Below are 21816 nucleotides of genomic sequence, written 5' to 3'. Positions count from 1 at the left end.
AAAAAACCGTGGAACCTGTAAAAACAAGGCTCAATGTTGCAAAAACAGTGCAGAATAGCTGTTGACCGATGCCAAAGTCATCCCTATGTTCCGCCGCACTTCCCAAGGGTTAGCGCAAGCGTCTTCCCTGACTGGGAGCGCGTAGCTCAGCCGGTAGAGCAACTGACTTTTAATCAGTAGGTCCAGGGTTCGAATCCCTGCGCGCTCACCACCTCACCAGACAATTTCCTGAAATTTTGGCGACTATTCAGCGTGCAGTTCTGTGCGCCGATTTGCGATCGCTGTTTCCGGGGGGACAAGCGTGGGCCTATACCGGACGAACCGGCAGCGGTAATATGCAAGGTGTACCGTGAATGACGCGGCCATTGAGGGTCAAAACAAAATGAACGGGAACACCAAAGACAAGAATAAAGCACTGATCAGGCTCGTTTACGAGAAGACACGAAGCGGCGGGCCACAATCAACCGCGCCTTTGCTCGATAGCGAATTCGTCGCCCGTATTGGCGATAGCGTACCTTGGGGTGGTGTTTACAGGGGCCCGGATCATTATCTTGGCACATGCGTCCGGCAGTATTCGCTGTATCTTGAACCGACATCCGTCGTCTATGAAACGCTGAATTCTCAGGATGACGAGGTACACGCTCTCGTTCACCTCAAGATGCATGAAGGTGACGCCACCGTACCTTTCCTCCATACATGGACAATTAGCGGCGATAAGGTCACTCATCTGAATTCCGTTTGTCTACAACCCAGTCTTCTGTCAGCTCCGATATTGTCAGCGCGCAGAAAACGGCCAAAGCGATTGCAGCTTTATGAGCGCCTGATGCTGGTCAAACGGCGGCAAAGCATGTGAAACGCAATCAACGGCGTTAAATCCCGCTGATTTCAGTTTTCATAGGCCGCACTGAAAATATCTGTCTCGCACTCTGTCGAATTATCCATCTTTGCTCTAGATTTTCGTGGTTCCGGCACTCCAGCAATCATGATTTCCCCAAAGCACAGGATGAATAATGACCAGTGATCTCCTCGTCCGCCCCGTTAGCCGTCAGGATTACGCGCAATGGCTACCGCTGTGGGATGGATATAACGCATTCTATGGCCGTTCAGGTCCGACTGCTCTGGCGCCGGAAATCACGCGGATGACATGGGAGCGATTCTTCGATGCTTACGAGCCCGTGAACGCGCTCGTCGCCGAAAGCGATGGAAATCTTGTGGGTCTGACACATTACATTTTCCACCGCAGCACCATTTCCATTGCGCCGAATTGCTATCTACAAGACCTCTTCACCAACGAAGCCGCGCGCGGCAAGGGTGTGGGCAGGGCTTTGATCAACGGCGTTTATGAGCGCGCGCAGTTGGCAGGATCGCCGCGTGTATATTGGCTCACACATGAAACCAACCACACCGCCATGGAGCTGTACAACAAGGTGGCCGAGCATTCAGGGTTCGTGGTTTATCGCAAATTCCTTTGATAAAACTTTACCGCAGTATCGGTGCCGACAAGGTTACTGCACAAGCTTTTCCCGCAGGAAGAGCCCCAATTCCCTGGTAATCTTGGAGGGCTCCTTGGCCATGAACAGGCCAAAGTCGGCGCTTGGCGCCGACGGCAGGTTGTGTCCTGAGTCGATCGTTTCGCAATCGGTTGGAATACTCTCGGGCAACATCAGGCTATATCCAAGCCCGGCCCGCAATGCTCCGATCAGAGCGCCATAGCTCGACACCCGGCAAGCCACAGACCATTCAACACCGGCACTGGCAAAAGCCACACTTGTCTTATCCTGCCATGTGCATGACCCCTCAAACACAATGAGAGGCACTGCGTCGCCCTCACCCACATCGATCAACCGGCTTCCACTCCAAACCAGCTGTCGCGACCAATGAAAGAACGGCACAATCGAAAACCGCGATGGGTCGGCAATAACGATATCGAGTTTCTCGTTTTGCAAGGTTAGGCTGAGTTCGCCACTATGTGCCGTGACCAGATCAAGCTCAACCTGCGGAAACCGCTTGCGAAACTCCGCCAGAAGGATGGGAAGGCGCGTCACCACGAGATCTTCAATCAGCCCAAGCCTTACACGGCCAACAAGCTGCCGTCCTTCGATTTGCAGACGTGCATCTTCACCAAGCGCGATGAGCTTGCGTGCATAAGCCACGAGAACCTCGCCGGAATCCGTCAGTGAGACACCGCGCGAAGTGCGGTTGAGAAGTTGCACGCCGAGATCAACCTCCAATCGCTTGATCTGCATGCTCACCGCCGCCTGCGTGCGTGACAAACGTTCGGCTGCCCCGCTGACAGTGCCGGTTTCAGCAACGACAATGAGTGCTCGCAAAAGATGCGGATCAAGATTCAAGTCCATCAAGATTCCTTATATTGATATAATAAATATCAAGATACATTATGGTTTGGTGATATGGCAAGGAACACTCCTGAACCAAGGAGTTGATCTTGACCACATTTCGCGAACGTTTTGAGGAAATCGGCCTGACTTGGCCGCTATCACACCAGCAGATTTCCCCTTCGAGCCGGCCATACGTATCGACAACATTGTCTATATCTCGGGGCAAATACCGGAGATCGGCGACAACATAGCTTTCACAGGCAAAGTCGGCGACGCGGTCAGCATTGAAGATGCCAAAAAGGCAGCAGAAATTTGCGCAGCCAATATTCTGTTCTGGCTCAGCGAAGAACTCGCTGGCGATATCTCGCGCGTGGTGCAGATCGCCAAAGTCACTGTTTACATCAATGCGGTTGCTGGCTTCAGTGAATTTTCTGCTGTCGGGAATGGTGCATCCGAGCTGCTCCTGAATATCCTGGGTAACAGGGGAAAACACGCCTGTGCAGCCATCGGCATGGCGGGACTGCCACTCAATGTACCTGTCGAAGTCGATGCAATCATCCATATCAGCTAGGCGTCAATAAGAGTGAGATCATCATCATGAATTTCGGATTGGATGGAAAACGCGCGCTTGTGCTGGGCGGCAATAAGGGGCTTGGTCGCGGCGTGGCAAAGTCTCTCGCTGAAAATGGCGCAATCGTTGCGATATCAGGTCGGGACGAAGCAGCGTTGAATGACACAGTGAGTGAGCTTCGTGTCCATTCTCCCCGCTCCCTTGCCCTCAATGCCGATCTTGCTGATCCGGTGGCTTTGGCAGCCATGCTCGACCGCATTGACCGGGACATGGACGGTGTCGATATTCTGCTTTTGAACGGTGGGGGGCCACCACCATTTTCCGCATCTTCGCTCAATGTTGTGCAGTGGCGAACACAGTTCGAGACGATGTTTCTCTCTGGTGTGCGCATTGCAGCGCATTTTCTCCCCAGAATGCGCGAACGGCACTGGGGCCGAATCATTGTGGTGTCATCGACCAGTGTCCGGGAGCCGATTGCGGGCCTGACCGCGTCAAACGCGCTGCGGGCTGCCGTTGCCGGTTGGGCAAAGAGCCTTGCGGGGGAAGTCGCAGCAGACGGTGTAACCGTCAACTTGCTGCTTGCCGGGCGTCTGGCTACGGCACGGACGGACAAGCTCGACCGAATGGATGCGGACGCGCAAGGTGTGGATGTTTCCGTCATAGCGGCACAAAGCCAAGCTGAAATTCCGGTTGGCCGCTACGGTACGGCTGAGGAGTTCGGGGCCGTAGCGGCTTTTCTCGCCAGCGAGCAGGCATCTTATGTAACCGGAGCGGCCATCCCTGTTGATGGGGGCTTGTCGCGCGCTATTATCTAGCAAGCATGGTATCGGCTTATATCAACCCGGCTTTAAACCCCGGGTTGATTTTTATTAAATCAGTCAGGCCCTGCCTATCCGTGTCGTGACCTTGATGATTACAGCTGTCAGCAGCAGCAATGCCGAAGCGACCATGATGACTGATGTAAACGCCTGTTCGAATGCAGCGTTGGCCAAACCAATCAGGGTCGAAGCAGTTTCAGGCGCGAGCCCCTGCGCCATGATCAATGCCTCATCAAGACTGTCGTAAACCAATGCCGATACATTCATCGTATCGGGCAACACCAATGTCACGCTGTAGATCGTCGACATAAGGCTGCCGAGCAGCGCAACGCCCATCGCGCCGCCAAGTTCATAGGAAACTTCCTCGATCGAAGCCACCGTTCCGGCGCTCTCTTCCGGCGTATTGAGCATGACGGCGCTTGATGCAGCAGTCATCGCCGCGCCGAAGCCGAAGCCAAGAACCACGAGGCTTGAAATCTGCACGAGGGGTTTTGCATCGTACACGTAGAGCAAGCTGGCAACGCCAAGTCCGGCTGCAACGAGACTGACCCACATGATGCGTTCCGATCCAAGGCGCGGCAGCGCCAATCCGGCAATCGGTCCAGCAACAAAAGCAGCCAGTGGAACCGGCAAAATAAGCAGCCCGGCCTCCAGTGGCGACAATCCCATGACCAGCTGAAAGCGCTGGCTCAGTACCAATTCCATGCCAACAAGGGCAAGCGAAGCAATGAAGGCGGTAGCAACACCGGCTGAAAACCGCCTGTTACGGAAGAGTTTGAAGTCAATCATCGGCTGCGCCGAACGCCCCTGACGCCGAACGAACAGCCAAAGAAAGGCAATGCCGATGACAGCGGCTATCAATGCAGCTGCGTAGACAGGCGCCTGTTTGCCAAACTCCTTGATCGCATAGGTCACGCCGATAAGGCCGACCATGATCTGCCCCGAGGCAACAATATCCCATGGCCGCGTCGCATCACCCGCCCGGTTAGGAATGACCCAGAGCGTGAAGGCAAGCGCGACAACGACAATCGGAACGTTGATCAGAAAGACCGAACCCCACCAGAAATACTCCAGCAGGACACCACCGAGGACCGGGCCAATAGCGGCACCGCCTGAGGCAATTGCCGCCCAGATGCCAATGGCAAAGGCGCGTTCCTTTTCATCGGAAAATGTCTGCCGCACGATTGAAAGCGTAGCGGGCATCATCATGGCCGCGCCGACGGCGAGCAAAGCGCGTGAAGCGATGAGAACGCCGCTTGTTGGAGAAAAGGCAGCCGCCAGAGAGGCCAGACCGAATACGACCAGGCCGGCGGAAAAGAGTTTCTTGTTGCCAAACCGGTCGCCAAGCGCACCGGCACCGGGCAGTAGACCCGCAACAACAAGGGGATAAGCATTGACAATCCACAGCTTGGCGGAGGCCGAAGCATGAAGATCATGGGTTAGGCGTGGCAAAGCCGTGTAAAGAACTGTCATGTCAATGACGACGAGGAACAGAGCGCTGGAGACGATCGCAAGGACCAGCCAGCGGTTTTGGGGTAGCATTTTTTTCACCATTGGAGCGTTCTGCGCTCCCGTTATAATTGCAATCGCGGACCGATTGTTCATCGATCCGCAATACATATATAAATACGATCGTATTGAAATGGAAGAGGGAGATCGATTTGGGCCGGAAACGCACGATTGATCGGGATATGGTTCTCGACGCGGCGGAAGCCGTAGTGAGCAAGGTCGGCGCCGCTGCACTGACCATCGATGCCGTTGCAAAGGCTGCGGGTATTACCAAAGGCGGCGTGCAATATTGTTTCGGCACGAAAGGCGCTTTGATTGACGCCATGCTGGAGCGCTGGGGGCAGGATTATGATACGGAAGTGGTGCAACTGACCGAAAATGCATCCGCCTCGCCTATCCACGCCCATCTGGAGGCCACGCGCAAAGGCGATGAAAGCTCTAACGCCAAAGCCGCAAGCCTGATGGCATCACTTATCCAGACGCCCGAACATCTTGGCAGCACCCGTGAATGGTATCGCACGAGAATGGCGGATTTCGACCTGACGACGGAAGAAGGACGGAGGGCAAGAACCGCATTCATCGCCACGGAAGGCGTTTTCATGCTGCGCTTCTTCGGCTTCATGGAAATCAATGAGCAGGACTGGAACGCCATCTTTGATGACATTGAGTCATTTGTACTGAACAAAGAAAAGCCCGGAACATAATCCCCTCTCAGGTTGCAAGCGGGATTCTCAGTTCGGCCCTTAGACCACCTTCCGGATCATTCTCAAGTTTGATGTCGCCACCGCAGCGCTGTGCAATATTGCGCGCGATGGTAAGCCCCAGCCCAAAACCGCCGGTTTGCCTGTTGCGTGAACCCTCCACACGCCGGAAGGGCTGGAAAACCTCATCCAGTTTGGCTTGCGGTATGCCCGGCCCCTTGTCCTTGATCGCAAGAACAATGTCATTTCCCACCTGTTTCAGGCTGACATTGGCTTTTTCACCATAGGTTACGGCATTGTCGATGAGATTTGTAACACAACGGCGCAATGCGATTGGTCGGCCGAAGCAGATGAATTTGCGGGAAGCCGCACTTTTCTTGTCAAACGTAACCTCAGGATAGTTATCGACAATAGAGTCGACGAGCGACCAGAAGTCGATCTTCTCCTGTTCCTCATCCACCACCTCATAGGTGGCAAAATCGATGACTGAACGCGAAATTGCTTCGATATCATTGAGGTCCTGCATCAATGACTGGCGCAACTGCGATTTGCGCAAAAGTTCAAGCCGCAAGCGGATGCGGGTCAATGGCGTGCGCAAATCATGGGCCAATGCCGCCGCCAGTTGCTCGCGGTCGGCAACATAATCACGCAATTGCTCCTGCATCGCATTTACCGCCCTTGCCGCGGATTTATATTCCGAGCTGCCATATTCGGGTAAGGGCGGAATTTTTACGTCCTCACCGATGCGTTTCACCGCACTTTCCAGTGCGCGATATGGCGCTGTCAGCCTGCGCATGGCCCAGATCGACAGGATGATGACGATGGCTGCGACCGCCCCGAACAATGGAAGGGTCTGCAGCGTAAGAATAGGATCAATCGGCGAAACCGGTGTTACAAAGTTCAGCCATTGCCCATCATTGAATTCGATAGATGCCGCAAGGCCGCCGCTTTGGCTAAAATCCTGCGCGAGATCTGACAGCTGTTTTTCCACCACGCCGACATCAGGGTTGAGGGCGCTCGAACTTATCTCGGTACCTGGCGAAACCTTATTGGGTAAATCCCGGCGAACGCGGGCATCGGTGACGCCAAACGCCGAGAAACGTGCAACAAGCACATCTTCAAGCTCCGCCAGATTGTCATCGGATGCGATCGCCGATGTCACTGCCGGATCATCTGACATATAAAGCGGACTTGAAGCATTCGACATTACAGCCGCAAGTCGGATACGCTCTGGCGGCGGTGCAGCATAGAGCAGCTTCACCAGCGTATAGGCGCGCTCGCTCAGACGAAACAATTCAAGGATATTATTGCCCTCATTGCGATCGCGCGAGACGATGGACAGCGTGGCAATCTGTGTGGTGATCAACCCGGCAATCAGGATCAGCAATATCCAGCTTGGCAAGGACTGGGGGAAAAAGCGCTTCATTCCGCTATGACTTCCGGCACAAACTGATATCCGCCACCGCGAATTGTCAGGATCAGCTTGGGCGAACGCGGATCATCTTCCATCTTGCGGCGCAGACGGCTGATAAGAATATCAATGCTGCGATCATAGCCATAGGCCACATTGCTTCCTGCCAGTTCCAGAAGCTGATCACGGCTCAGCATGCGTTGTGCGCTCTTGACCAGTGTTTCAAGCAGGTTGAACTCTCCACTGGTCAATTCCACGCGCACATTGTCAGGCGATACGAGCCGGCGCCGTGAACAATCCATGGTCCACCCGGCAAATTTATAAACCTGTGGCTCAAGACGTCGATCCGTCCCCGGTCCGTCAAGTCGGCGCAGAACAGCCCTCACCCGTGCCAGCAGTTCGCGCGGATCAAATGGCTTGGAAACATAGTCATCTGCGCCCATTTCCAGTCCGACAACGCGATCGGTGGTTTCAGTGATTGCTGTCAACATGATGATCGGCACGCGCGAGTGCATGCGGATGTCACGGCAAATCTCCATGCCGCTTTTGCCCGGCAGCATCACGTCGAGAATCAGCAGGTCGACGGGCGTGCGCGAAAAAATGACCTGCATCTCGTCATTATCTCTGGCGACTGAAACCCGCATGCCGCGCTTTTTCAGAAATTCATGCAGCAAATCACGAATAGCCTCGTCATCATCGACAATCAGGATATGTGGCTCGGACTTCATGCGAATCTTTCAACGATAACAGGCTCTGATTTGCTTATCCGGCAACAAGATAGTGTCCGAAATCCGCATTGACCAGCCGGAACATATGCGCCTTTGGGCGATTCAGCATCGCTTCCCAATTCAGAAACAATCCAGAAACAAAACTCTACAGACCGGAAAAACGCCCGCAATAGTCGTGTCCGATAACAAGCACATCGGTTCTGCCCCACTACGGAAACAGAACAAGCATTCACAAAGGGTCCTATGCGTAACATTTTGACCATATCGACACTCATTCTGACCGGCGCTCTGTATTTCGCCGGGCCGATTGAGACGTCCATGGCTGATGAGACGCCAACCCGTACCGTGCTTTGCGGCAAACTTCAGCAGCAAACTCAACAAGCCATCACCGAACACGCCGAGGCAAAACGGGCTGCCAAGGCGAGAGCACTTCAACGTAAGGCAACCAGGTTTTGTGCCAGCAACAAGCAGGCGCAGGGCATCAGGACATTCGCCCAAGCGTTGAAACTGCTCGGTGTGCAGCCGATTGATGATTGATCGACTGTGTCCCATGAGCCCATATCAAAAGGAAACTGACCTATGAAAAAGTCCCTCTATACAGCTCTCGGCCTTGCCATCGCTCTCGCTGTTTCGGCTCCAGTTCTGACCGTTTCCAGTGCCAACGCAGCAACTGCAGCTGCACCAGCTGCCGCAGCAACCACCCCTGTTAAGCACGCTGCAAAGGCAAAGCATCACGTCAAGAAGACCGTCAAGCACAAGGCTCACAAGAAGGCAGCTGCCAAGAAGGTCTAATCTTCTTAATGCGCTATTCTTGACTAGTCTCAAAACTATGCCGGACATGGGAAACCATAGCCGGCATAGCTTTTTTATAGCTGCCGTTTCCGCGATATTGTTTTTAAGTAGTAAAAAAGATCAATGATTTCTGCTGGATAGCCTCACACTAGCTCAAAGACGCTAGATATTGTGGTATTTGACCCGATCCATACAAGTTTAATTACCCAAAACGCATTTCCCATCGTAAAATCATTGTGATGATTCTACGGCCGATCACGGATCGCCCATGAAGAGCGGCATCCACGGTCTGGACCATCGTAACGCAACCGGCACGTGGAGAGATGACTATGGGTGGAGAATCACTACTTATTTTCCTGTTAGTGGGACTGATCGCTGGATGGCTGGCGAGTCAGCTCGTTCGTGGAGGCGGCTTTGGCCTCATCGGCGACTTGATTGTCGGCGTCATCGGCGCGTTCATAGCGGGATATCTCTTTCCGCGTCTGGGCATATCGCTGGGAGCCGGAATTCTGGGCTCGATCATCGCAGCCACAATTGGCGCCGTTATACTGCTCGTCATTCTTCGCGCTGTTAAACGAGCCTGACGTTATAGAACACCAAACATGACAAAGCCTCCGAACCTGGCAAGGTTCGGAGGCTTTCTTTTTGAGCGATCATCAACCGGTCATGTATGGCTCGGCTGAGGCTCTGCACCCGGCTGCGGTTTGGTCGCTGTCTCAACCTTATGATCCTTGTGGGAAATGAAGGTGTAGAACATCGGCACCACAAAGAGCGTGAAGATCGTACCCACCAGAATACCCGAGAAGATCACCAGACCGATGGAGTAGCGTGCTGCCGCACCCGCGCCTGTTGCCGTGATCAGCGGAATAACGCCGAGCGCCATGGCTGCTGTGGTCATCAGGATCGGACGAAGACGCGTCTTGGCCGCCAGAATAATCGCATCGTGCCGCGATATTCCATGCAGTTCACGCTGCTGGTTGGCAAACTCCACCATGAGAATACCATGCTTGGTGATCAGCCCCACAAGGGTGATCAGCCCCACCTGCGTATAGATGTTCAGCGTACCAAGTCCCATATTGAGCGGAACAATTGCGCCGAAAATCGACAGCGGAACCGACATCATGATGATGAATGGATCGCGGAAGCTTTCGAACTGCGCTGCAAGCACAAGGTAGATCACGACGATAGCGAGTACGAAAGCAATCAGGATTGTGTTGCCCTGTGTAACCTCCAGACGCGATTGGCCTGTGTAATCCAGGAAGAAGCCGTTTGGCATCAGCGGACGTGCCGTATCAACCACGGCCTTGAGGCCCTCACCCGTTGTAACGCCCGGCATGGGCAATGCGGAAATCGTTGCCGAATTCAGCTGGTTGAACTGCTCGATAGCTGCCGGAGATGCATTTTCCGTCACTTTGATAACCGCTGACAACGGCACCATGTCGCCGGATGAACTCTTGACGAAGTATTTGCCAAGGTTTTCCGGATTGGAGCGGAAATCTTGCGGCACCTGCGGAATGATATCGTAGCTGTTGGAATCGCGGTCAAATTTCGCGATCTTGCCGCCACCAACCAGAAGCCCGATTGTCTGGCCGATTTCACTGACAGGAATACCCAGAGCCGATGCACGATCACGATCAATCGTCACCGTGACCTGTGGCGCGTTAAACGACAGTGAATTCTGCGCGACAATGAACTTGCCCGAAGCCTGCACCTTGTTCTTGATCTCCTCAGCCACTTCGAAAACCTTGTCGGCGGGACCCGTCGATTGGATGACGACCGAAATCGGCAAGCCACCACCCGTGCCGGGCAGAGTTGGCAGTGCGAAAATATAGGCCTGCGCACCGGCTACCGGGCTGATTCTGCCCTGTAACTCCTGCTGAAGCTGCTTCTGCGACTTTTCGCGTTGCGCCCAGTCTTTGAAAACCCAGATCGCAAACGCCGAATTCGTGGTGCCCAGACCCGCAATATTAAAGCGGGCCTTAAGTTCAGGCAGATCCTTGGTCAAGGCATCAATCTGATTGGCATAGAGCTGCGTATAGTCAGTTGTCGCATATTGCGGTGCATTGACAAGCGAAACCAGGAAGCCGGAATCTTCTTCCGGTGCCAGTTCGGATGACGTCTTGTTGAACAGGAAGGCCGTCAAAGCCACCAGCGCGATAACAATGAACAGGGTTATCGGCCGGAAAGCCAGCGATCCCGCAACCCGTCGTTCATAGGCACCTTCCAGCCAGCTGAAGCTGTTATCAACAATACGCTGGAAACGGCTGTGATTGCCACTTTTCAGCAGCAAGGCGCACATCATGGGCGAGACCGTCAAAGCAGCTACGCCAGAAATGATAACCGCACCAGCCAGCGTGAACGCAAACTCGCGGAACAACGCACCGGTGAGACCGCCGGTAAACCCGAGCGGCGCAAACACAGCCGCCAGTGTAATCGTCATCGCAATGATCGGGCCGGTGATTTCCTTCATGCCCTTAAGCGCGGCGTCGATTGGCTTGAGCCCCTCTTCGATGTGACGATGGATGTTTTCCAGAACCACGATCGCGTCGTCAACGACGAGACCGATCGCCAGAACCATCGCGAGCAGCGAAAGCAGATTGATCGAATACCCCAGAAGGAACAGGAAGAAACAGACACCGACCAGTGAAATTGGAATAGTCACGACCGGAATGATGACCGAGCGGAATGATCCAAGGAAAAGCAAAATCACCAGAACAACAATGAGAACCGCTTCACCGATTGTCTTGAACACTTCCTCGATGGACGAACTGATCTGCTCCGTCGAATCGTAAAGCATGATGATAGACATGCCTTCTGGAAGCGTGGCGTCGATCGCAGGCAGTTCTTTGCGCACAGCAGCCGTCATATCCAGCGGGTTTGCCGATGGCGTTGGGAAAATACCGAGGAATGTACCGCTTGATCCGTTGAAAGTAACCCGTGTGTCCGTATTAACGGCTCCAAGCTCAATGCGGGCCACATCACGCAGACGAACGATATTGGTGCCATCCGACTTGATGGGCATCGCACCAAAGGCCTCAGGTGTCTGCAAGGTTGTTTTCAGCGTAATTGGCGATGCAACATAGAGATTTTCGATCTTACCCGGCGCGGACAGGAAGTTTGACTGCTTGATGGCGGTCAAAACCTCCGATGCCGTGGTCTTGCGTGCAGCAAGCTGAATCGGATCGATCCACACACGCATCGAGAACACCTGACCACCCAGAACCTGCGCATCGGCAACACCTTGAATCGTCGACATACGCGGCTGGATAACGCGCTGCAGATATTCGGTAAGCTGCACACTGGTCATATTGGGATTTTGCACAGCCAGATACATGGTCGCGAACTCCTGACCTGTACCCTTCTTGATCACGGGATCATCGGCTTCCGTTGGCAGATCGCCGCGAACCTGATTGACCTTGGAAATGACTTCGGTCAGCGCCGCGTCGGGATCGGCGCCGAGTTTCATCTGCACAGTGACCGTGCTGGATGACGGCACCGATGATGATGTCACATAGTCAATATTTTCCGTTGTGGTGACAGCCTTGGCAATCGGTGCAGAAATGAACCCCTGCATCAGATCGGCGCTGGCGCCCGCATAGGACGTGGTGATGGTGATGGCCGTTTCGTCAACCTTCGGGTACTGGCGAACCGCAAGGTTCGACACGCCCTGGGCGCCGAGCAGGATAATCATCAAGGCGACAACCGTCGACAGAACTGGACGGCGAATGAATACATCTGAGAAATTCATTTTGTGGGCAGTCCCGCATCAGTGGTGTTGGCTGGATTGACGGCATTGGCAATTGTCACGGCTCCGCCAGCGTTCAAGCGATTTTGACCTGCAGTCACAACAATATCGCCTGCCTTGATGCCTTTGGTGATTTCAACCAAAAGACCTGAGCGGCGACCCGGCGTAACGAAAACCTGCGCAAGAACAAATCTTTCTTCCTTCTTAGCGGCGGCAGGGTCTGCTGGCTTTGCTGCATCGGCTGGCTTGGCAGCATCTGCCGGCTTAGCAGCATCTGCCGGCTTGGCCGGGTCTTCCTTCTTCACCTCAGGACGAAGAACGAAGATGTAATCGCCGTAAAGGCTGGAGACGAGCGCGGTCTGCGGCAGTGTAAACACCGCATCTTCCTTTGGAAGCGTGACATAGACCTGAGCAAACTGGCCCGGACGCAACTTACCATCCGAGTTGTCGACTTTCGCACGCACGGAAACCAGCCGCGTTGCCGGGTCGATCCGTGGCTCTACAGCCGTGATCTCGCCATTATAGCTCTGGTTGGTATCTGACAGGCTCATCTTGATCTGTTGTCCGATATGAACCTGATTGAGATTTTGCTCGTTAACCGTGAAATCGACGCGCATGGTGGCAAGGTCCTGCAGCGAGACAACAACGTCGCCCGGCTTCAGATACTGTCCCTGTTCGATCTGCGGAATACCAACTGTGCCCTTGAAAGGCGCCTTGAGCAGCTTCTGCTCCATAACAGCCTGCAATTTGGCGATTTCAGCCTTCTTGGCCAGTGATGCGGCCTGTGCCGTATCCACATTGGATTCAGCGCCGACGCCACGCGTATTCAGCGTGCGTGCGCGCGCCAATGTCTGATCGTTCAGAACATCCTGAGCCTTGGCAGCTACAATATCGGCCTTTTCGATGGCATCATCCAACTGCAGGAGCGAGGCACCCTGCTCCACAACCTGATTTGCTGTGAAAGGGATTTCCTTGACGATACCAGCAACCTCAACAGCCAGACTAACGCCTTGAATAGCGCTGACGGAGCCGATCGCTTCGATATTTGGTGTCCATACGCTGGGTTCAACCTTATAGGTCGAGACAGCTTGGGCAGGCTGCTGCATGGTGGCAAAGAACTGCTTGATCATTCCCTCTTTGAAATAATTGAACCAAACCAAGCCTCCGCCAAGCACCACGACCAGAAGTAGAATGATCACGGGTAGAATGTAGCGCTTTATCATGGGGAACCGCTCCGGAACAAAACAATGGCCAGCAAAGTTTGTTGCCAGCCTGTCAAATGAGAATAACGTGATGTGGACTTGATTGCCACGTGCCATTTACTGTACCGTCCGGACGGTAAAGTCAATAGAAACAGGATTCCTTATGGGACTAAAGTTTTGAAGAAAGAGCACAATGCGGGCGGCCGTTCTAACAACCAAAGATAAAATCCTGCAGGCAGCTGCAGAAATCGCCATGGAGGTCGGCCCAGTCCACCTCTCTCTTGATGCGGTCGCAAGGCGAGCGGGACTTTCAAAAGGCGGTTTGCTCTATACGTTCCCCACCAAGGCCAAATTGCTCGAAGCACTGGTTGAGCACCATGTGGCGGAGTTTGACGAATCGCTACGCATGCAGGAGGCCAAGCGGAACCACAAGGTGAACAGCGTGGTTCAAGCCTGTATCGAGGTTTATCGCGCTGAATTTGTACTCAATGAGCCTGAACCATCAGGCATATTGGCAGCGATTGCCAATGATCCGAGCTTCATTGATCCCATCAGGCGCTACAACAAACAGTTGCTCGATCGCATGAAGGAGAACTCGGAAGATCCGACCATGGCGCTGATCGCATTTCTGACCATAGAAGGCCTGCGCAGCCTGAAACTATTGGATATGGATACCTTGACCCACGAAGATCAGATCACGGCGATTGACGGGTTGCGTCAGCTCTTTGCGCCCTGTGATCCCGATAAGCCATCCCAGCCCGCAACGGGCTGATCAGGCATAAACCGGAATATCACCCTGAGCCCAAGCACCTTGGGTCTCTTCGCTGAATGCCTCGAAGCGTTTGGCCTCAATGGCATCGCGGATGCCCTGCATATGCTGCTGGTAATAGGCCAGATTGTTCCATGTCAGCAGCATGCCGCCGAGTGCTTCGCCTGATTTGACCAGATGATGCAGATAAGCGCGGCTGTAATCACGCGCGGCCGGGCATGACGACTCTTCATCGAGCGGACGCGGATCATCCGCATGACGGGCATTGCGCAAATTGACCTTGCCGCGCCGGGTAAAGGCAAGACCATGCCGCCCTGCCCGTGTCGGCATCACACAGTCAAACATGTCGATACCGCGCGCCACAGATTTCAGAATATCGTCAGGCGTGCCGACACCCATAAGATAGCGCGGCTTTTCCGCTGGAAGTTCCGGACAGGTCACATCAAGCATGTCGAGCATGACGTCCTGCGGTTCACCCACGGCAAGACCACCGACCGCATAGCCCTTCAAATCCATGGCTTTGAGCGCCTGTGCGGACCGAATACGCAAATCCGGCACGTCGCCGCCCTGCACAATGCCAAACATCGCCTTGCCCGGCTGACTGCCAAAGGCCGTCTTGCACCGTTCAGCCCAGCGCAGCGACAATTCCATAGCGCGCTGGATATCCTTCGGCGTCGAAGGCAAAGCCACACACTCATCAAGCTGCATCTGAATATCGGAATCCAGCAAGCCCTGTATCTCGATCGAACGTTCCGGGCTCATTTCATAGGCGCGCCCATCGATATGCGAGCGGAAGGTCACGCCTTTTTCGTCGAGCTTGCGCAATTGCGCCAGAGACATGACCTGAAAACCACCGGAGTCCGTCAGGATCGGTCCCGGCCAGCGGGCGAAATCGTGCAGACCACCCAGCTTGGCAATGCGCTCGGCACTGGGACGCAACATCAGGTGATAGGTATTGCCAAGAATGATATCGGCACCCAGATCGGCAACCTGATCCATATACATGGCTTTGACGGTGCCAGCCGTGCCGACAGGCATGAATGCGGGCGTGCGCACGGTGCCACGCGGCATGGTGATTTCACCACGCCGGGCCTTGCCATCGGTTGCGATCAGTTTGAATTCAAAGTTTTCTGTCATGATGCGGATCGCCATAACAGGCTTGCATCGCCATAGGAATAGAAGCGGTAGTGATTTTTGATCGCATGTGCATAGGCCGCGTGCATCCGCTCAAAGCCGGCGAAGGCGGAAACCAGCATGAACAGCGTCGATTTGGGCAGATGAAAATTGGTCATCAGCAGATCAACCGCGCGGAACTGATAGCCGGGCGTAATGAAAATATCCGTCGGCCCAGACCATGCTTTGATAATGCCGTCTTCCCCCGTCGCGCTTTCGAGCAGTCGCAATGACGTTGTGCCAACGCTGACAATACGCCCACCCCGCGCTTTCACGGCGTTCAAGGCATCAGCAGTGGCTTGATCAACGTAGCCAATTTCCGCATGCATCTTGTGATCGGCAGTGTCATCCGCCTTAACAGGCAAAAACGTACCCGCGCCCACATGCAGCGTTACGAAATGCTCTTCGATACCGCGTTTCTTCAGGTCTTCCAGCAGTGCAGGCGTAAAATGCAGTCCTGCAGTGGGCGCAGCAACGGCGCCTTCTTCGCGGGCATAGATGGTCTGATAGTCCTCTTTATCACGGCCATCCTCGGCACGCTTGGAGGCAATATAGGGTGGCAAGGGAATATGTCCGACGGCAGCTATCGCCTGATCGAGATCGGCGCCACTGAAATCAAAGACCAGCAATGCTTCGCCCGCTTCGCCTTTTTCCGCGACGGTTGCCTGAAGCGATCCCAGCAGACAGGCATTATTGCCATGGCCGAAATCAATCCGCTCGCCTTGTTTGATGCGTTTTGCAGGACGCAAAAAGGCTTTCCAGCGATCCGGCCCGGTGCGCATGTGCAAGGTCGCGCTGATTTGAGCTTTCACGCCTTCGCGTTCGCGAAAACCTTCAAGTTGTGCTGGTATCACCTTGGTATCATTGAAAACAAGTGCATCACCAGCCCGCAGAAAATCACCGAGATGCTGTACTGTACTCTCCTCAAATCCTGAAGCACTCGCCTTCACAAGCAAAAGCCGCGCTGAATCGCGCGGCTCTGCAGGTCTCAATGCGATGTTTTCTTCCGGCAGATCAAAATCGAAAAGATCAACACGCATGATGTATCAATGCGATCTTATTCGACGTCTGCGGCAACACGCATGGACACGATCGAATCCGGGTCCTGCACTGGCTCGCCGCGCTTGATCTTGTCAACATTGTCCATGCCTTCGATGACCTGACCCCAAACCGTGTACTGGCGGTTCAAAAAGCCTGCATCGTCAAAGCAGATGAAGAACTGGGAATTGGCAGAATTCGGGTTCTGCGAACGGGCCATGGAGCAAGCACCGCGGCCATGATTTGCATTGGAGAACTCAGCCTTCAGATCAGGCTTTTCCGAACCGCCCATGCCGGCGCGCGATGGATTGAAGGACGAACCGCCCTGCTTGCCGAACTTCACATCGCCAGTCTGCGCCATGAAACCGTCGATAACGCGGTGAAACACAACGCCATCATAGGCGCCTTCGCGTGCCAGTTCCTTGATGCGCTCGACATGGCCGGGGGCGAGATCAGGATAGAGTTCAATAACAACATTGCCCTTGGTGGTTTCGAGCAAAATCGTGTTTTCTGGATCTTTGTAAGCCATATCAGGCATCTCCTGTTGTATGTGAGTTATTTTGCCGGACCGACAGTGACCTTGATCATCTTGTCCGGGCTATCGACAGCGCCGTTCTGCGCTTCGTTGCCTTTTTTGATCTTGTCGACGGTTTCCATACCGCTCGTCACCTTGCCGACAACCGTATACTGGCCGTTCAGGAACGAACCATTGTCAAACATGATGAAGAACTGCGAATTGGCCGAATTGGGGTTGGATGAACGCGCCATGCCAACGGTGCCGCGCACGAAGGGTTCCTTCGAGAACTCGGCAGGCAGGTCAGGACGCTTGGAACCACCGGTACCAGCCGCGGCCTGATTGTAGCCCTTCTCGGTATTGCCATACTGCACATCGCCAGTCTGGGCCATGAAGCCCGGAATAACACGATGGAACACGACGCTGTTATAGGCGCCTTCCTTGGCAAGTGCCTTGATCTGCTCAACGTGTTTTGGAGCAAGATCGGGGCGCAGTTCGATCTTTACGTCGCCATCCTTGAGCTTGATGATCATTGTGTTCTGGTCATCGGCCCAGCTTGGGCTCAGCGATGCGAAAGACAGGGAAGAAACGGCCGCCACAAGAAGCGCAGTGCGAAATACGGACATGAAAGTCTCCAAAGGATCGGGTTAAAAAGAGAGCCCTATTTGAATTTGGCCTTGAGCGCCTCGGCGACAAGAGCAGGAGCAAAGTGCCTGATATCACCGCCCATGGCCGCAATCTGGCGGACCAATGTGGCAGTAATGGTGCGAACCGAAGGATCGGCCGGAAGGAATACGGTTTGCAGTTCCGGCGCCATCTGGCCGTTCATGCCAGCCATCTGCATTTCATAGTCAAGATCGGTACCGTCACGCAGGCCCCGCACCAATAGTGAAGCACCATGTTTACGGGCAGCATCAATCACCAATCCGTCAAAGGAAATGACTTCAAGCCGCTGGCTATCCTTGCCGAAAACATCCGCCGCAACCCTATTGATCAGGTCCATACGCTCGGCAAAGGAAAACAACGGCGCCTTTCCCGGATGAATGCCGATGGCCACGAAAACCTTGTCGGCAAGGCGCAACGAGCCCTTCAGGACATCCATATGTCCATTGGTGATCGGGTCAAATGATCCGGCGTAAATTGCGATTGTCATACCGTCTCCTAACCGTTTTGCCCGCAGCTTTCAATGGCCGCAAACATGGCCCTCTCATTCTTAAATGAACGGAAGATGAACGAGGCAATCAGCAAGCATTCAGTTGTCATTAACTATAAAGAACTCTGAAAATGAAACCTTTTGGCTCTTAGGGCGTTGTTAACCATAAGAAAGCTGAAGATTGAAGGGACCAGAGATGTTTATTCTTCTTAGCGTTGGCATGATGATCGCGATGATGGTTTCCGCCGTCGTCATGATGATTGAAGAAAACAAAAAGCGGGAAGCCAAAGTAAAGACATCCCGCTTCGGTGTTTATCCTATGAACGGTCGCATCGACCGCCAGCGGTTCTAACTTTCGTCAGAACCGCCCTCTGGGGCTGGTGTATCTGCCTCACCGTCGATAGGCGCAACTGCCTCGAGTTCTTCGTCTTCGCTGTCGGTTTCTGAAATCCTCTCGACCGAAACAACCTTCTCACCATCTGCAGTATTGAAGATCGTCACGCCCTTCGTGGAGCGTCCCGCGAGGCGGATGCCATTGACCGGCACACGGATCAGCTGCCCCCCATCCGAGACGAGCAGTATCTGGTCAGAAGCCTCGACCGGGAACAGCGATACCAGCTTGCCGATTTCGTCGGTCTTCGACGTATCCGTTGCACGGATGCCCTTGCCGCCACGTCCAGAAACGCGGAACTCGTAGGACGATGAGCGCTTGCCGTAGCCGTATTCGCTGACGGTCAGAACCGTTTGCTCGCGGTCACGCAACTCGGCATAACGTTCCGGACCAAGATCCGTCACGTCAGTCGCCTCTTCGCCGACCAATGCAATTTCCTCGACATCATCCGCACCCTGCGCACGCCGCTCTGCAGCAGCCTGCTTCAGATAGGCCGTCCGTTCGGCAGGCGTTGCTTCGACATGGCCAAGAATAGCCATTGAAATAATCGTATCGCCGGGCGCCAATGTGATACCACGCACGCCGATGGAATTACGGCCGGCAAAGACGCGCACATCAGTAACCGGGAAGCGGATACACTGGCCACCGGCTGCCGTCAGAAGCACATCGTCAAATTCATCGCATGTATCGACGCCGAGGATTTCATCACCCTCTTCCTCGAGTTTCATGGCGATCTTGCCATTGCGATTGACCTGAACGAAATCGGAGAGCTTGTTCCGGCGCACGGTGCCGCGCGTCGTTGCAAACATCACATCGAGATTTGCCCAGCTTGCCTCATCCTCCGGCAATGGCATGATCGTGGTGATGCGTTCGCCCTGTTCGAGCGGCAGCATGTTGATCAGCGCCTTACCGCGTGATTGAGGTGTGCCAATTGGCAGACGCCAGACCTTTTCCTTATAAACAATACCGCGCGAGGAGAAGAACAGCATCGGCGTGTGGGTATTGGCCACGAACAGCCTTGTGACGAAATCTTCGTCCTTCATGGTCACGCCGGAACGGCCCTTGCCGCCGCGACGCTGTGCGCGATAGGTCGTCAGTGGAACGCGTTTGATATAACCCGCATGACTGACAGTCACGACCATGTCTTCGCGGGCGATCAGGTCCTCATCGTCCATATCCGCGCCGCCATCGGTCAGTTCCGTGCGGCGTGGCGTTCCGAATTCGTCGCGAATGGCGGCAAGTTCGTCCTTGACGATGGTCATGATGCGCAGGCGTGACGCCAGGATTTCAAGGTAATCCTTGATCTCGACGCCGATCTTGTTGAGTTCGTCGGCAATTTCATCGCGTCCAAGCGCCGTAAGACGCTGCAGACGCAGGTCAAGAATGGCGCGAGCCTGCTCTTCCGACAGATTGTAGGTATTGTCATCATTGAGCGTGTGGCGCGGATCAGCGATCAGCGTGATCAGCGGAGCCACATCATTGGCTGGCCAGCGACGTTCCATCAACTGGTCACGCGCCGTCGCTGGGTCTGGCGCCCGGCGGATCAGCGCAATGATCTCGTCAATATTGGCAACGGCAATCGCCAGACCAACCAAGACATGCGCGCGGTCACGCGCCTTGCGCAGCAGGAACTTTGTGCGGCGGCTGACAACTTCCTCGCGGAAGGCAACAAAGGCGCGCAAAATGTCCATCAGGTTCAGAAGACCCGGCTTGCCGCCATTGAGCGCCACCATATTGGCACCGAATGACGATTGCAGCGGGGTAAAGCGATAAAGCTGATTGATGATAACGTCCGCAACCGCATCGCGCTTCAGTTCCACGACAACGCGATAACCATCACGATCCGACTCATCGCGAATGTCCGAAATGCCCTCAATGCGTTTTTCACGCACGAGATCGGCCATCTTTTCGATCATCGTCGCCTTGTTAACCTGATAGGGCACTTCGGTGATGATGATGGCTTCGCGGTCGCCGCGCATGCTCTCGACAGCAACCTTGCCGCGCATCAGGATCGAACCACGACCGGTGCTATAGGCCGAATGGATGCCCGACCGGCCAAGAACAATGCCGCCCGTCGGGAAATCCGGTCCGGGAATGATTTCCATCAGCTCCGGCAGGTCGATGGCAGGATTATCGATCAGGGCAATACAGCCATTGATGACTTCAGCAAGATTGTGCGGGGGTACATTGGTGGCCATGCCAACGGCGATACCGCCGGAGCCATTGACCAGAAGATTTGGAAAACGGGCCGGAAGAACCACCGGCTCCTGCTCACGGCCGTCATAATTGTCCTGAAAATCGACAGTTTCCTTGTCGATATCCTCAAGGAGCGACTCCGTAACTTTCTCAAGGCGGCACTCGGTGTAACGCATCGCGGCAGGAGAATCGCCATCGATGGAACCAAAATTGCCCTGCCCGTCAACCAGCGGATCGCGCAACGACCAGTCCTGCGCCATACGAACCAGCGCATCATAGATCGAAGCATCGCCATGGGGATGGTATTTACCCATCACTTCACCGACGACACCGGCAGACTTACGATAGGATCTGTTCCATGACAGGCCCATTTCGTTCATCGCATGCAGGATACGCCGATGCACTGGCTTCAAGCCGTCGCGCACGTCAGGCAATGCACGGCTGACAATCACGCTCATGGCATAGGAGAGATAGGAGCTTTGCATCTCCTCGATAATGGAAATCGGCTCGATACCGAAATTTCCGCCTGGTTTATCGTCTTCTGGGCCGGATGGTGGGGTTAGTTCAGACACGAGGCACTCATCTTTCGTATAGAATCAATCTTCATCTTATAGCGGCTTTTCAACGCAAAAGCCAACCAACGGCACCGCAATGCACAGTTGAAAACCCTTTGTTTTCAATAGGATACAACAGTTCATTTCAATCAGTGAAAAACTTGGTTGCAAAATCTCAACTTTATCGACGCTTCACCGCGAATCCGGTACTG

General features: G+C 54.3%; 22 protein-coding genes and 1 tRNA gene. 11 read left to right on the top strand and 12 right to left on the bottom strand.

Annotation, left to right across the window (positions count from 1 at the left end; all coding sequences use genetic code 11):
- The first annotated feature begins 135 nt into the window (after window positions 1-135).
- From FHW17_RS16990 to FHW17_RS16980, 3 genes are all read left to right on the top strand, one after another.
- A tRNA-Lys gene (locus FHW17_RS16990) sits at window positions 136-211 on the top strand.
- A 171-nt stretch (window positions 212-382) separates the two neighbouring features.
- Window positions 383-853, top strand: a complete 471-nt coding sequence (locus FHW17_RS16985) for a hypothetical protein (RefSeq protein WP_112526707.1) — start codon at window positions 383-385, stop codon at window positions 851-853.
- A 157-nt stretch (window positions 854-1010) separates the two neighbouring features.
- The gene (locus tag FHW17_RS16980; protein WP_112526705.1) at window positions 1011-1472 is read left to right on the top strand and encodes a GNAT family N-acetyltransferase; all 462 of its coding nucleotides are present in this window, start codon (window positions 1011-1013) and stop codon (window positions 1470-1472) included.
- Window positions 1473-1505: 33 nt separating this feature from the next.
- Here the strand turns inward: FHW17_RS16980 and FHW17_RS16975 are convergent, their stop codons facing one another.
- Window positions 1506-2357, bottom strand: a complete 852-nt coding sequence (locus FHW17_RS16975) for a LysR family transcriptional regulator (protein ID WP_182510386.1) — start codon at window positions 2355-2357, stop codon at window positions 1506-1508.
- A 130-nt stretch (window positions 2358-2487) separates the two neighbouring features.
- Between FHW17_RS16975 and FHW17_RS16970 the strand changes: the two genes are divergently transcribed.
- Window positions 2488-2910: a RidA family protein gene (locus FHW17_RS16970; protein ID WP_182510385.1), complete on the top strand. Its 423-nt coding sequence runs from the start codon at window positions 2488-2490 to the stop codon at window positions 2908-2910.
- A 26-nt stretch (window positions 2911-2936) separates the two neighbouring features.
- A complete protein-coding gene (locus FHW17_RS16965; protein WP_182510384.1) occupies window positions 2937-3725 on the top strand; it encodes an SDR family oxidoreductase in 789 nt (262 codons plus the stop codon).
- A gap of 63 nt (window positions 3726-3788) precedes the next feature.
- Here FHW17_RS16965 and FHW17_RS16960 read toward each other — a convergent pair whose 3' ends face one another.
- On the bottom strand, window positions 3789-5270 hold the full coding sequence (locus FHW17_RS16960; RefSeq protein WP_182510383.1) for an MFS transporter: 1482 nt from the start codon (window positions 5268-5270) through the stop codon (window positions 3789-3791).
- 119 nt (window positions 5271-5389) lie between these two features.
- Between FHW17_RS16960 and FHW17_RS16955 the strand changes: the two genes are divergently transcribed.
- Complete coding sequence (locus FHW17_RS16955; protein ID WP_112526697.1) at window positions 5390-5941, top strand: TetR/AcrR family transcriptional regulator; 552 nt, start codon at window positions 5390-5392, stop codon at window positions 5939-5941.
- 7 nt (window positions 5942-5948) lie between these two features.
- Here FHW17_RS16955 and FHW17_RS16950 read toward each other — a convergent pair whose 3' ends face one another.
- Both FHW17_RS16950 and FHW17_RS16945 read right to left on the bottom strand, forming a co-directional pair.
- Entirely contained in the window at window positions 5949-7364 is a 1416-nt protein-coding gene (locus tag FHW17_RS16950; protein WP_113097177.1) for a HAMP domain-containing sensor histidine kinase, read from the bottom strand.
- Complete coding sequence (locus tag FHW17_RS16945; RefSeq protein WP_091876922.1) at window positions 7361-8077, bottom strand: response regulator transcription factor; 717 nt, start codon at window positions 8075-8077, stop codon at window positions 7361-7363. Before FHW17_RS16945 ends, FHW17_RS16950 begins: the two co-directional genes overlap by 4 nt.
- Before the next feature lie 243 nt (window positions 8078-8320).
- Between FHW17_RS16945 and FHW17_RS16940 the strand changes: the two genes are divergently transcribed.
- The 3 genes from FHW17_RS16940 (at window position 8321) to FHW17_RS16930 (ending at window position 9453) form a co-directional block, all read left to right on the top strand.
- Window positions 8321-8614 (top strand): hypothetical protein, encoded by a 294-nt coding sequence (locus FHW17_RS16940; RefSeq protein ID WP_182510382.1) that lies wholly within the window; start codon window positions 8321-8323, stop codon window positions 8612-8614.
- 42 nt (window positions 8615-8656) lie between these two features.
- On the top strand, window positions 8657-8869 hold the full coding sequence (locus FHW17_RS16935) for a hypothetical protein (protein ID WP_112526690.1): 213 nt from the start codon (window positions 8657-8659) through the stop codon (window positions 8867-8869).
- Window positions 8870-9198: 329 nt separating this feature from the next.
- Complete coding sequence (locus tag FHW17_RS16930) at window positions 9199-9453, top strand: GlsB/YeaQ/YmgE family stress response membrane protein (RefSeq protein ID WP_091876926.1); 255 nt, start codon at window positions 9199-9201, stop codon at window positions 9451-9453.
- An 80-nt stretch (window positions 9454-9533) separates the two neighbouring features.
- Here the strand turns inward: FHW17_RS16930 and FHW17_RS16925 are convergent, their stop codons facing one another.
- Entirely contained in the window at window positions 9534-12617 is a 3084-nt protein-coding gene (locus FHW17_RS16925) for an efflux RND transporter permease subunit (protein WP_112526688.1), read from the bottom strand.
- Window positions 12614-13837 (bottom strand): efflux RND transporter periplasmic adaptor subunit, encoded by a 1224-nt coding sequence (locus tag FHW17_RS16920; RefSeq protein WP_112526686.1) that lies wholly within the window; start codon window positions 13835-13837, stop codon window positions 12614-12616. Before FHW17_RS16920 ends, FHW17_RS16925 begins: the two co-directional genes overlap by 4 nt.
- Before the next feature lie 172 nt (window positions 13838-14009).
- Here FHW17_RS16920 and FHW17_RS16915 point away from each other — a divergent pair, with 172 nt between their 5' ends.
- Window positions 14010-14588, top strand: a complete 579-nt coding sequence (locus tag FHW17_RS16915; RefSeq protein ID WP_091876932.1) for a TetR/AcrR family transcriptional regulator — start codon at window positions 14010-14012, stop codon at window positions 14586-14588.
- Here FHW17_RS16915 and tgt read toward each other — a convergent pair whose 3' ends face one another.
- From tgt to coaD, 5 genes are read right to left on the bottom strand one after another with little or no spacing between them, the layout of a single operon-like run.
- Window positions 14589-15722, bottom strand: a complete 1134-nt coding sequence (tgt, locus tag FHW17_RS16910; RefSeq protein WP_112526912.1) for a tRNA guanosine(34) transglycosylase Tgt — start codon at window positions 15720-15722, stop codon at window positions 14589-14591.
- A complete protein-coding gene (queA, locus tag FHW17_RS16905; protein WP_112526684.1) occupies window positions 15719-16798 on the bottom strand; it encodes a tRNA preQ1(34) S-adenosylmethionine ribosyltransferase-isomerase QueA in 1080 nt (359 codons plus the stop codon). Before queA ends, tgt begins: the two co-directional genes overlap by 4 nt.
- Before the next feature lie 17 nt (window positions 16799-16815).
- Window positions 16816-17325, bottom strand: a complete 510-nt coding sequence (locus FHW17_RS16900) for a peptidylprolyl isomerase (RefSeq protein ID WP_112526910.1) — start codon at window positions 17323-17325, stop codon at window positions 16816-16818.
- A 26-nt stretch (window positions 17326-17351) separates the two neighbouring features.
- Window positions 17352-17936, bottom strand: coding sequence for a peptidylprolyl isomerase (locus FHW17_RS16895; protein ID WP_091876938.1), 585 nt, complete (start codon window positions 17934-17936; stop codon window positions 17352-17354).
- 35 nt (window positions 17937-17971) lie between these two features.
- Window positions 17972-18463: a pantetheine-phosphate adenylyltransferase gene (gene coaD / locus FHW17_RS16890; RefSeq protein WP_091876940.1), complete on the bottom strand. Its 492-nt coding sequence runs from the start codon at window positions 18461-18463 to the stop codon at window positions 17972-17974.
- Window positions 18464-18659: 196 nt separating this feature from the next.
- Between coaD and FHW17_RS16885 the strand changes: the two genes are divergently transcribed.
- On the top strand, window positions 18660-18815 hold the full coding sequence (locus FHW17_RS16885) for a hypothetical protein (RefSeq protein WP_162700300.1): 156 nt from the start codon (window positions 18660-18662) through the stop codon (window positions 18813-18815).
- Here FHW17_RS16885 and gyrA read toward each other — a convergent pair.
- A complete protein-coding gene (gene gyrA, locus FHW17_RS16880; protein ID WP_348643751.1) occupies window positions 18812-21622 on the bottom strand; it encodes a DNA gyrase subunit A in 2811 nt (936 codons plus the stop codon). The two genes, FHW17_RS16885 and gyrA, sit on opposite strands and share 4 nt — an antisense overlap.
- Window positions 21623-21816: the final 194 nt, after the last annotated feature.

Source organism: Phyllobacterium sp. P30BS-XVII, assembly GCF_014138335.1.
Classification (GTDB): domain Bacteria; phylum Pseudomonadota; class Alphaproteobacteria; order Rhizobiales; family Rhizobiaceae; genus Phyllobacterium; species Phyllobacterium meliloti.
The sequence above is the reverse complement of the archived record's forward strand: the minus strand, read 5'-3'. Positions and strand labels throughout refer to the sequence as shown.